Annotated in this window: 11 protein-coding genes; all 11 read left to right on the plus strand. The window is 45.9% G+C overall.

Going from position 1 to position 12377, the window contains the following annotated elements:
- Nucleotides 1-43 precede the first annotated feature (43 nt).
- The 11 genes from IGI89_RS11105 to IGI89_RS11155 all read left to right on the plus strand — a co-directional run bounded on the left by IGI89_RS11105 (nucleotide 44) and on the right by IGI89_RS11155 (nucleotide 12377).
- A complete protein-coding gene (locus IGI89_RS11105) occupies nucleotides 44-1351 on the plus strand; it encodes a hypothetical protein (RefSeq protein ID WP_438735662.1) in 1308 nt (435 codons plus the stop codon).
- Nucleotides 1348-1722: a hypothetical protein gene (locus IGI89_RS11110; RefSeq protein WP_438735663.1), complete on the plus strand. Its 375-nt coding sequence runs from the start codon at nucleotides 1348-1350 to the stop codon at nucleotides 1720-1722. Before IGI89_RS11105 ends, IGI89_RS11110 begins: the two co-directional genes overlap by 4 nt.
- Nucleotides 1655-3034, plus strand: a complete 1380-nt coding sequence (locus IGI89_RS11115; RefSeq protein WP_430618999.1) for a glucosaminidase domain-containing protein — start codon at nucleotides 1655-1657, stop codon at nucleotides 3032-3034. The genes IGI89_RS11110 and IGI89_RS11115 overlap by 68 nt, the downstream gene beginning before the upstream one ends.
- A complete protein-coding gene (locus IGI89_RS11120) occupies nucleotides 3027-4070 on the plus strand; it encodes a hypothetical protein (RefSeq protein WP_194188345.1) in 1044 nt (347 codons plus the stop codon). The genes IGI89_RS11115 and IGI89_RS11120 overlap by 8 nt, the downstream gene beginning before the upstream one ends.
- Nucleotides 4071-4083: 13 nt before the next feature.
- A complete protein-coding gene (locus tag IGI89_RS11125) occupies nucleotides 4084-5538 on the plus strand; it encodes a hypothetical protein (RefSeq protein ID WP_194188344.1) in 1455 nt (484 codons plus the stop codon).
- Between the two features lie 38 nt (nucleotides 5539-5576).
- Nucleotides 5577-5900 (plus strand): hypothetical protein, encoded by a 324-nt coding sequence (locus IGI89_RS11130; protein WP_005235105.1) that lies wholly within the window; start codon nucleotides 5577-5579, stop codon nucleotides 5898-5900.
- Between the two features lie 25 nt (nucleotides 5901-5925).
- Nucleotides 5926-6621: a type IV pilus modification PilV family protein gene (locus tag IGI89_RS11135; RefSeq protein ID WP_005235106.1), complete on the plus strand. Its 696-nt coding sequence runs from the start codon at nucleotides 5926-5928 to the stop codon at nucleotides 6619-6621.
- Nucleotides 6622-6664: 43 nt separating this feature from the next.
- Nucleotides 6665-7351 carry a PulJ/GspJ family protein gene (locus IGI89_RS11140; protein WP_016613462.1) on the plus strand — a complete coding sequence of 229 codons (687 nt, stop codon included), beginning with the start codon at nucleotides 6665-6667 and terminating at the stop codon, nucleotides 7349-7351.
- Nucleotides 7338-9386 carry a type II secretion system protein gene (locus IGI89_RS11145; protein ID WP_438735665.1) on the plus strand — a complete coding sequence of 683 codons (2049 nt, stop codon included), beginning with the start codon at nucleotides 7338-7340 and terminating at the stop codon, nucleotides 9384-9386. The genes IGI89_RS11140 and IGI89_RS11145 overlap by 14 nt, the downstream gene beginning before the upstream one ends.
- A 14-nt stretch (nucleotides 9387-9400) precedes the next feature.
- Nucleotides 9401-10975, plus strand: coding sequence for a GspE/PulE family protein (locus tag IGI89_RS11150; protein WP_223347100.1), 1575 nt, complete (start codon nucleotides 9401-9403; stop codon nucleotides 10973-10975).
- Between the two features lie 91 nt (nucleotides 10976-11066).
- Nucleotides 11067-12377 carry a type IV pilus twitching motility protein PilT gene (locus IGI89_RS11155; protein ID WP_438735666.1) on the plus strand — a complete coding sequence of 437 codons (1311 nt, stop codon included), beginning with the start codon at nucleotides 11067-11069 and terminating at the stop codon, nucleotides 12375-12377.

The raw sequence follows: 12377 nt of genomic DNA on the forward strand, positions 1-12377 counted from the left end.
GCTGTATAAGAAATCACAGGCAACAACTACGACTTGATTTCTTATGAGAATGTTGGTCATTGGGACGAATGTGACGAATGATATTTTAAAAATTGCCATCTATCCAACCTTGAGTCCAAATCTTGAGGAATTATTTTACAAACAAGAGGCACTTCCATCAGTAATCACTGCCTGTGACAACCTCTATCAAAAAAAGTGGCCGCTCAAATCCTCGATTCGCAAACAAGTGACGCATTACTTTGAGCAATTTTATTCCATCGAAGCCTTCACCCATCATATCGAGATGGAGATCTTACGGAAAAAAATCGATTACTCAAAATTACGCATTCCCTTGGAACAGCAATTTCCTCAGTTTGTGTGGACGCAAATCGGCATCAATCATGTGTCCGATGAGAAAAGCAATTTGTTTTTGGAGTTTGTACCAATCGCATACACAGAAGAAGAGTTTCCCTTTACGATGCAGTTGCATGCTAGCTTGCAGCAGCAAGCCCCCGCTGGTGTAAGTGATGCGAACGACTTTAAAGAGCAACTGGTAAAAATCGTACAAAGCGTGATCGACGAACAAAATGTCACGTTTGTGAGTCGCCCGAAAGCGCAAGTCCATGAAGAAAAACGTCAGGGCAAAACCAATGCAATGAAAAAAGAACTGGAAGACACGCTCGAGTTCCAAAAGGTCAGTGCGGATGAGCCACCAAAGTTCAAAAAGAAAGTTCGAAAAAAAAGCAGCAAAAAAAAACAGTCAAAAAAAGCCAAGCAATTGTCCAAAGTCAACGCCAATGAATTAGCGTTGGAGGAAGAGGCGAAACGAGAACGAGCAAGCAAAGAGCGCTTGCGCTTGGCCAATCAAAAGCTTGAAATCTACATCGAAAACTTAGAAGCCTCTTTGATCAAAAATAGTATCCACTATTTAAACAGCTTGACCGATGAAGAAGACGAGAACTGGCATACGCAATTGAAAATCAGCTTACGAGAATATACCTATCTTTTTCAAAAAGCCAAATACCTCGAACAGGTTTGGCGCATCAATGACAATCTCGTACAAAAGATCGAAAAAATGACCTTGAACGAAAAAGAATTGACCTATGAGAGAGGGCAAGTGCAGCAAGTGGTCGACAACAACCTATCTGCTAAAGATATCAGTTTGGTTTTTTATGAATGCAGCGTGATTGAGTCACGGGTCAAATTGTATGAGCGACCATGGTTTAGAAAACCTTACGCACGCATTATGAAGATGGACTATGACAATCTTTTACGAAAAGCCGCTTACTTTGATCTTCTCCAAAGCGAAAGCTATCTATTAGAAAAAAAAGCATTGATCGAAAGCAATACAGACGTTAGGAGCAGTCTATGAGAACCCAAAAGCAAAAACAACGATTCTTATTCTTATACCGCATCTACTTTATTGCTTCTTTGATCCCATTAGCGGTATTTTTGCAGCTGACCGCCTATTTTTATCTCTCTGCCTTTCGAGAATATGTCACTATCAGTCACTTGTTTTTACTCGCTCTTTTGCTAGGTTTTACGATGTATTTGCGGAACAATGCCTTTCATTATCAATTGCTGCTTCTGCAGCTTGAGAAAAATGAAAGCAAAGACCATGAACGACCAAAAAAAGGCACCAGCAAGAACAGCCCCAAGGAGGAGGATCAAGAAGATGAAAAAGCCCAGAAGAAACGTAAAAAGTCTGTTAGCGATCGGAGCATTTATCGGAATCATCAATAATCAAACGATTTCTGAAGCCATGGTTCGATCGATCTTAGGTGTAGAACCATCTACTTATATGGAAACCATCGATGCACAACGAGAAAGTCGTGGGCAATCGATAACGGATGCCCTCCGACCGGTCTCTTACGAAGGAGCTGACAGGATAACGGAGCAACTTGATACTCCTCCAGAACAAACAAAAGAAACCCTTCCAGAAGAAGCGGAGCAGGCCGAAAAAGGAACGGAAGTCCAAGTCGTAAATGATGTGGAACGACCGGCAGACGAGGGACAGACAGACGAGGAAGAGATGGAGAGCGGCTCGGATGAAACAGAAGACCAAGAGGCCGAAAACGTTCCGTCGACGCCAGATCCTTCAGAAGGCGATCAACAGCCGAATCAGCCTGCTGGACCTGAAACGAATGAGCAAGAAACCAACGATACCAACAGCAGCAACAATAGCGGAAACAACCAATCAAATGGGAATCAAACCAATCAGGACAAAGAAAAAAAGCCCGATCCAATCACTGAAGAACCAGAATCGCCGATTGATGAAGAAGAGCGGGAAAGCAATTTTCAATTTTCGGTTTCTCGTAATCTAACGACACAGCAATTCATCAATGAGATCGGTTCTGACGCGCAGGATGTTGCCTATAACAATGATCTTTATGCTTCAGTGATGATCGCACAAGCCATCTTGGAGACTGGCTCAGGAAATAGTGCCTTATCCAGTCCGCCAAACCACAATCTCTTTGGCATCAAGGGCAGCTTTCGTGGGCAAAAAGTGACCTTCAATACGCAAGAAGATGATGGAAGTGGTGCGTGGTATACGATCTCTTCCAATTTCCGTAAATACCCAAGTTACCGTGAATCCATCGAAGATTACGCTCGCTTACTAAGAGGAGGCATCACAGGCAACCCGCGCTTTTATGCCCCCGTTTGGAAAGAAAATGCCCCAACTTATCGGGAAGCAACTGCGTGGTTGACCGGGCGCTATGCTACGGACATCCATTATGACCAAAAGCTGAATGCGTTGATCGAGGCCTATGATCTAACCATTTATGATAATGAGCCGACCGAAGAGATTTTGGAAGAGATTGAACGCACACGTGCACAAGCAATCGAAGCAGCCCGCAAGGAAGAAGCGGAGACGACCCGTTCGTTGTTTGAAGACTTGCAAAGAAGCGCGGCAAATCGTCGAGGCTCAGGGAATTTGCCAGCGTCCATTCGGACCGTCAAGGATCGCTTGCAGGAAAATGCCAATGCCAATACTTATGCAAACCAATTAAGAGGGATGGAACGAGCGGGCAGCGAGGTAGATGCCAATGAGTAATCAGTCGCAAGCACCTAGAAGAAAAAAACGTCCGCCACAGCCTGCCAAACGTGAAAAAAAACGAGACCAATCAGAGGATACACCGAGAAATCCCCGAATCGAAAAGTTTCAGGCGCAAGGAAAGCAAGCCAGCCCTTCTAGTGGCAAGAAACGACCAAAAAAGCCGACCCAAAAAGAACCGACAGGACAGGCGCCTGTGAAAAAGAAACGAAAAAAAGCGGCTAGTACAGCGAATCGCCCCAAATTACCGACCGAAAAGCAGCATCCTAGCAAGCAAAAAGAAAGAGCAGCTGCCAGTACGACCAGTGAAGCACCACGCAAAAAGAAAAAGCGTCCACTGCAGCAAGCACGTCCAAGTCAGCACAACGAGCAGGGGAAAATCAAAAAATCAAGTCATCCTAATGCCAAATCAAAAGGGACCCACAAGCAAGGCAAAAAACCAGCGGAAGTTTCCCAGAAACGACGACCCCCGCAAAAAGGCAAAGCCGCGACGAAGAAACCAACAGCCAAAAAGAAATCTGGCAATCTCGTACTGAAAATCATCTATCTGATTTTCTTGGTTTGTAGCATGACTGTCCTATTTACGTTTATCGGCTTATATGTGACTGATCAAAACGAAATGACGGTTTTTAATCATCGGGTGGTGCGTTTATCAGATAATGGGATGGCGAATCTTGACAGCTCCGCATTACGCACACAAGATTTGATCATTTTAAGAGAACAAGCCTTCACTCAAGTACAGCCAAACGGGCTCGCGGTCTTTACAAATGGCTCAGGAACCGGCTATATTGCTCGCCGAGTACTATCGATCGAGGCTGACGAAGAGCAGGGCTATCATTTATCCGTCATTGGTGATGGACAGGCATTTGGGGAAGAAGCCATCGAAGCAGACCGTTTCGTTGGAGAAGTCTCAATGAGTATCAACCATGTAGCAGATGTGTTTCGTTTTATTGATCAAAACTTGATATTATCCATCATCTTCTGTGTATCATTGATCGCCTTATTCATTCTATTAGGCATTTATCTCTTTACTTGAGAGCCGTCATTACTTGAGAAAAGAGGAAACAAGGGTGCAAAAAAAAATAGTGTTAAGAAATAGTATCGCGGGTCTGCTTTTCTTTCTTTTGTTGCTTAGCATCTTGATTTGGCAGAATAATCAGTCTATTCATATTCGTCGATTAGCGGATGAAAATGAAGTGTTCGAAAAAATCGAGATTTTGGAAGAATGGCAGGAACGAATGACCCTTACAGGGACGACGATCCAACGATCCGTTCGGGTAATGAACGCTAGTGAAGTGCCAGTCTTTGTCCGAGCAAGCTTTGAAGAAGTGCTGCGCTATATCGCGCCAGACAGTGAGGAAGCAGCCTTTGAGCAGGCGGCTGATGCGAGTGATGCGCCAGACTTATTACCAGTACTGTCTCGCTTTGATGAAAACGAGATTTTAGCAAGAGGGTATCAGAACGTGACCCAGCAGATCCCAGAACTCATTGGAAATGCTCTTGATGGTCAAGTGATGGTTTGGATCAGCGATGAGACGATCGAAGAGTTGGCACCCACGCCTGCCTTGGATGCCTTCGATAGCGAAGAGATGCAGGAGTTATTGGGGGAATTAGACGCTGAAGGACAGGATAATCCTGAGAACTTCTACGATCACACCGAGGGCAATGACGAAATGGAGGAGCAACCGTCATCAGACTTGATCGATGGTCCGCCAGATCTCTGGCAAGAACCGGTTCTTGTCGAAGCTCACTTCAGCTATTCCTTTCGACGAAACCAACAACCGGTCATGCAGAAAATGAGTGGGGAACTGCTGCTGCTCAATCCTGCTGATCCGGTTGCTGAGTGGACCTTTGAAGCAGCCAACTTGACCTATAGTTATTATCTTGAAGGGTATCGTTATTTTGTTCGAAACTGGGCGGAGTCGCAGCTAGCCAGCCCCTTTTCCACCAATGAAGAACCTACGGGATTCACGTATCTCGGAGAACAGGGAACGATTGACCAGTCGTCATTTGATTACACGACGACAGAATCTGGGTTAGGCAGTGCCTTTCAATTGCCAGAGATGATCAGTGCGTTTCCCGATGCTGCTGGGTTGTATCCGACCCAAACGGTGAAAACGCTAAGCAGCTTTGTCTCTGAAAGTCCTGCCCAGATCGATTCAGAAGCCATCATGATCGAATTCGGCTCTTTGAGCGATTACCGTCAGATCGATCGCAACACTTGGATCTATAATCCCGATGATGGCTGGTTTTATTATAGTTTCCCTTTGGACCGATCCTATCAAAGTGAAGACGGTTATGGCGTTACCCGTTCACTGATCGAACAAGTGATGATCGATACAAGTGTCGCAGACGATAGCCATCTTGCCTACGAACTTTTACCGAAAGTCGAAGTCATTCAAGCTTCTGATCGACAATCATTAAAGGAGGTCTTTCAGTTAGACAATGATCGCCCAGAGAGTGCTACTGCGATCATCTATCGGCATTTGTACTCACTTCAATAAGTTGCTAGAAAATAAGTCAAGGAGAGATTCACGTGAAAATGGTCATTGAAGAAATTGAATACCGTTATTTTCTTCAATACGGGAAGTATTTGGATTATTTCTACCAACAATATATGCAAGCGAATGTCGAAGATCCTGATGTTGAAAAAGGGATCGCCGAGATTCAGCGACTGGTTGAAGAAGAAAGGTATCATTATATCAGGGAACGAATCCGCATCACACGCAAAGCCAAAAAAAGTATTCCATTAGCTGACTACCCTGATTTCAATAAACTGATTCACTGGGGGTTTGCCCTTAGCAAATTATCTTTTCTTGACCCAGATACAAGTATCAACCAGCTAGAAGAAAAGGATTCTCCTTGATCGGGGGCTAGGTAAAAAGCAGGTGATGAAACTGAAAAACGGCAGACAAGCACATAAAGTACTTGATGAATCAGGGTTCAGCCTGGTTGAGATCCTTGGAGCGATCGTCATTCTCGGGATCGCAATGGTCATGATCGCCATGCTGATCATCCAAAACAACCTGATCCTTAGCTACAATACCCGAATGGAAGAGGCCATCGCAGCACGAGATGATGTCAAGGAATGGCTAATCTACCGGGCACAGACTCAAGACTTGGCGGATTTGAATATCGGGATCTTTACGGCTAGACCTTCTTGGATGATGGTCGATCCAGATGATCCCTCAGAAGTTCGCCGACACCATTTGGTCCTCGATAATTCAGGGATTCAATACAATGCTCAAGGGCAACCGATGTATGAAGAAATCCCGATTGCTGTAGATGATCTCAATCGGGGCCGATTTATTCGCAAGGTGGTATACGATCATTCTGGCGCTCATTTGCCGCAGCCCTTGGTAAATTCGGAAGAAAATCGCCTCTATATGGGAACGTACTTGTCGGAGAATGAAGAAACCACCAACTATTTGGTCAAGGTCTCCATTCGCGAAGACCCCAGACATGGACTGCGAGAAGACAGTTACGACCGTCGTCAGCTCGGGCTCGGACTTATTATTCAGGTCTTCGATAAACAAACGGGCGCATTTTTGACAGAAACGTATCTGCATTGGGTAGTAGACTATTGAAAGGGCTGGCTGTTCTTGCGGAAGTTGCAAAGGAGGGGCGCAGATGAAGCATCGATTACAGGATGAGCAAGGAATCACGCTTGTCGAATTGTTAGGGGCGATGGTCATATTCGGCATCATCATTGCACTCTTTTCTGGGACACTCTTTTTGATCGTCCAAGCCTCTGTTCGTCAAGGTCGAATTGCTGCCTTTCAAGGGATAGCGAATGAAATCTTGGCGCAAGCAGACCAAATCGCCAAAATTGATGGTATCTATGAACATGCGGGGTATTTAGGAAAATATGATAGTCTTCTTTTCCACGAGGAACATATTGTCAAAACAATGCCCGAAGGAACCTTAGGGGCAACGATTACGGAAGAGGGCAGTCCGCGAATGGTTGTGACGGATATCACAGATACCAACAATATTCGTGCCAGAGTCTATGATACGAAAGATCCTACGATTAAGTTAAAGATCATTCAACAAAAAAATGAGAATGAAGCGACGTTGACCCATCACTATACGCCAAATTATCGCGATACGTTCAGTATCCAGACCAAGTTTTTCGTTTTATTTTACACGGAAACGATCAACTTTGCGGATTATTATGATGATTTGACTGGCTGGTGGCAGATGGAGGAGCTGGTCACTGATTACCACAAGCAGATTATCTATAAACGAGAATTTACGATCAATTATCGTGACAATGAGAAAGCAAGAGGGGGGGTACCCGGGAATGGACGATGGTAGACAAAATGAAGCTGGTTTTGCGCTGATTTATGCCCTCGCGGCGATCATTCTTTCCTCTTTGATGATTGGCTTGGTCTTCCTTGTTGCTCGAAATGTCAATTCACAAATTCGAACGATAGATAGCTTCCGTCGCGTGGAAGATGTACACGAATATTCCTTTCAACTCGCTTCTCAGGAGCTAAAACTGAGAATAGATGATTTCATCACTCGAACCATGCAGAATGGCGGCTTCTATTCTAATAATAATGACTGGCAAGACCATCTAGATAACGAATTGAGATTTGTGCTGGACGAAGTCGATGTGAATGAGACCATCGATGATACATTTTCTTTTACCTCCTCTGTCGTTGACTATGAATATAATGAGATCGCCCCTTATGTAATGACCAAATCTGGTGGGGAGCAAGGATGGATCCAATCCGCCTCGATGCTGCCAGATAAAACCAATCTTCAAATCATTATTCAAATTCAATCGCAAGTCACGAATCAGACGCAATTGGCTGAAGGGCAACCGCGAGTACATACAGCTTCTGCCGAATATATCTATGAAATGCAGCTTGAAGAAGAAGACCTCGAACAAAGACAAACACAGCTGGATATTTGGCGAAACATTTTTTATCCCTATTACTTACCTTCTACAGCAGGGCAAGCTGTATCCGCCGATACTTGGGTTCGAAAATTGTTTGAAGTCGCCGATTTTCAACGCGTACGTCCATCGTTTGATTATCTCGCTTTTGAATCGGATGACTTCTTGCAATTCGGGTTTGCCAACAATGTCCTGCAAGATTTTCAAGACGGCAGATTTTTAGATTTTCGAACAAAGCCGATTCTTAATTGGCTGCATTTCGATGGTTCCTTTTTCTTTAATCATGGGGTCCAGATGGAAGGACAGGGAAGCGGGCAATTTTCGGCAAAAAGTCTGCTTACGATCCAGAATGATGGCGGACAGCCTAGTAACGGGTTGAACGTGATCAAAGACATCTTCTTGCAAGCCGGTTTAGGAATGTATATCGATTTGGGCAGTCGAGCTGGCAGTCGCTTGGTCCTATCACAAGCATATACGGATATCCTTGCTGGAAACGTATGGATCAACAACACCAATAGTTCGGCTTCGAGAGTTGAGCAAGAAGGGGTTCTCTTTGCTGAAGGCCATCTGAATGTTTCCGTAAATTCACCGGATGCGGGCACTGGGTTAGGCGAATTAAATACCAATTATTTTAATTTTTATCATCGAGAAGCTACGAAACAGAACCCTGCGGCAGATGGTAGTTTGACGTTTATGAAGCCGTCGATGGTTCTGACGAGCAGCAATTTTTATGCGGGACCAGTCACGGAAGGCTCGATCGTGCATAGTACCGAAGATACGGAACGAAGGATTACTGTTTATGGTGATTTTATGCTGACGAATACGATGATGCCTAGTGGTGGAACGATCGATGATTTCTCGTATTTTCAGAATCAAAATCAATTCACAGTGCCCCATGACCCGTCAAGAATCACATTGGATGGCAGCAATACCATAATGGAGGTTCACGGGCTTTCATTTATCGATGCGCCGAAAACTGCTCGTAGATTGGCATTAGCAGAAGCCGGCAGTTCCGCGGTTTTTGATTCTTATTATGAAGATCCAGCGTATTGGAATCAAATCACCTTAAAAAATGGTGCCCAGCTGATCTTGGGTCATACAGGCGTTGAACCCTTTCATTTAGCTGTGGATAGAGAGTCGACCTTTGTCATGGAAATACTGCCAGATTTGGCATTATTTGACCCGACTTTTTTAGCAACAGGGGCTCATAACCGTCGTCTTGAAGGAACGGTCGTTCTCGTACCTTACTATATGGATGACCAGGTGGAACTAGAAAATCAACTGCAACAATTAGGCGTCAATTATCGCGTCCGCGACTTTGAAAGTCAGGCGCAATCGGGGGAGGTAACGATCCTCAGAAGTTTTTTGGATCGAAACATGTGGTCTGATGATGAAGCATATTTAACCGTTACACGAATGTTTGACTATATCAACAAACTCGATTATTGAAAGGAGGGCGCCAGTTGCCGCAATCAAGTGAAAGAACGCCACGTAGAAAACCTAGAAGGCCTCTCAAAAAGTCAGAGAACACCACAAGTTCAACCACTGCTGAGAAAACACAAACAGGCAACCTGTTTGACTTAGAGATCAGCTCAGAGGTTTTGTCCTTGATCCCCCGCTCGTTTGCCAAACAGCACAGCGTCTTTCCATTAGAAAAAAAAGGCAACCGCTTGACCGTTGCGATGGCAAACCCTGGGGATTATGCGGCGATCAATGAAATGCGTTTGATCACTGGGTTATTGATTCGTCCGCAAAAAGCCCACAATGCCGATATCCAACAACTGATCGTTCGCGATTACCCTTCTGAGATCAGTTTGGATGGCTTGAGCGACTCTCTCGTTGAAACCATCGACCCAGAAGGCGACTCAAAATTAGATGATTCGCCGATTGTCAAATTGGTCAATACCCTGCTGCAAGATGCGGTGGATCGGGGCGCCAGTGATATCCATTTCGATCCCCAAGAAAAAGGATTAGTCGTCCGCTTACGGGTCGATGGGGAGCTTCGTACCCATGAAAACTTGCCTAAGAGTATTCAGACTGGTGTTACTTCACGACTGAAAATCATTTCCTCCTTGGATATCACCGAAACACGTGTGCCACAAGATGGTCGGGCAATGATTCGTAACGGGGGCAACGTGGTTGATTTGCGGGTCTCGGTTTTGCCTGTCATTCATGGGGAGAAAGTCGTGATTCGGGTGTTGGATCGCTCCAGTGGCATTCGGCGCCTAGATGAGTTTCGCTTTGAACCGAAGGTATTGGCGACCTTTAAAGCGATTTTGCATAAACCCCATGGAATCATTCTTGTCACAGGACCGACAGGATCAGGGAAATCATCTTCCTTGTATGCGGCGCTGCAAGAGTTGAACACGCCGGAGATCAATATTATCACCGTCGAAGACCCAGTAGAGTTTCAGCTGCAAGGTATCAACCAAGTGGCAGTCAACAGCAATGTCGGTTTGACCTTTTCCGCTGGGTTACGGTCGATCTTGCGACAAGACCCCAATGTCGTGATGGTGGGAGAGATTCGAGATGGCGAAACGGCGGAGATTGCGATTCGGGCTTCCATGACCGGGCACTTGGTATTATCCACCCTGCATACCAATGATTCCGTCAGCACCATCAATCGCTTAGTCGACATGGGGGTAGAACCGTTTCTGGTCGCCAATGCGTTAGAAGGCATCTTAGCTCAACGGCTCGTCCGAACCCTTTGTTCTTCTTGTAAGACAGTAGGACCAGCCAGCGACAAGGACAAGCAGTTATTTGAATCCTATGGCATCACGGTTACGGAACTGGCACAGCCTGTGGGCTGTCCAAAGTGTGGCAATACGGGATTCAAAGGGCGAATGGCCGTCCAAGAGCTGTTGACGATCGATGCCAAGCTGCGTCGTATGATCACGAACAAAGCGACTAACGACCAGCTGATGGATTATGTTCAGGAACGAAAGATGCGCTTTTTGTTGGATGATGGGTTAGACAAAGTGCAACAAGGCTTTTCCACCATCGAAGAAGTCTTGAAGGTGGTCGCCGCAGAAGAGTGAGGCACGGATTGATTTATCGGTGATCTAGGGATCACCGAAGAACTACATACATTGTTTTAAAAGGAAATGCACATAGAAAGGGGCTGGTTTAATGGATCAAACGAGAGTGGCAACACAAGAGCGAGCAACCAAAAGGGCGACGAGAGAAAAAACAGCTCCGACCCGTACCCGCATCCGTGAAAATCGTGAACTGAGAGAAAAAAAACGTGCCCGCAATCGCCAGAGCGATCAAGACCGATCTGTCTCGACGCGGGAGATCATTCAAAAAGCAGAACGGCAAGCAGCGACAAAAACGACGACTGCCAGCAGTGCACAAGGCGTCAATCGCAACGAAGCGGCGCAGTTTGCTGCCATGTCACCTAAAGAGCGGATCGATCATTGGCTGATGATCGCTGTGGAACAAAAAGCATCGGATATCCATTTAGTCGAAGGCGTACCGCCGATTTTTCGTCGCCACGGCGACTTGCTACCGATCGAGGGGGTTCCGACCATCGACACCAAGGATATCGAAGCCATTGCCGAAATCCTTTGCAACCAACGGCAATGGGAGGAATTCAAGGAAAAAGGCGAAACCGACTTGGCCTACGAATTAGGCGACATCTGCCGCTTTCGGGTCAATATTTTCCGCCAAAAAGATACCGTTTCGATCGCCTTACGGCAGATCCCCATCGAGATCCCGAAGTTAAGCAAACTCGGTATGCCAACCGTCTTACGGACCCTGATCCATAAAAGCCAAGGCTTGTTCTTAGTTACAGGGCCGACCGGTTCTGGAAAATCAACGACACTGGCTGCGATGCTGGACTATTTGAATGATACCAAAAAGACGCATATTTTGACGTTGGAAGACCCGATTGAGTACATCCATAACCACAAAAAAAGCATCGTTGCCCAGCGCGAAGTCGGCAGCGACACCCTGTCCTTTGGCAATGGCTTACGAGCTGCCCTGCGTCAAGATCCAGACGTCATCTTAGTAGGGGAGCTACGAGATTTTGAAACAATCTCGATTGCCTTGACGGCAGCGGAAACGGGACACTTGGTATTAGGAACCTTGCATACGTCAAGTGCACCGGCGACCATTGAACGGATCGTCGATGTCTTTCCTGCCGATCAGCAGACTCAGATTCGTACACAGCTTGCTGGCGCATTACTAGGGATCTTGTCCCAGCGCTTGCTGCCAACGATCGATGGCAACGGACGGGTAGCAGCAACCGAAATGATGCTCAATACCCGAGGGATCGCCAGTTTGATCCGTCAAGGGAAAACCCACCAGATTCATAATATGCTGCAGATGGGGAAAAACGAAGGTATGCATACCATGAGCGCTTCTTTAGAAGAACTCGTTGCTGCGGAACGGGTCGATGCCGATGTGGCAGATAACTTGATGGAGGAAGGGGGCGAATAG

It is taken from the genome of Enterococcus sp. AZ141 (assembly GCF_051714385.1).
Classification (GTDB): Bacteria; Bacillota; Bacilli; order Lactobacillales; family Enterococcaceae; genus Enterococcus_D; species Enterococcus_D entomosocium.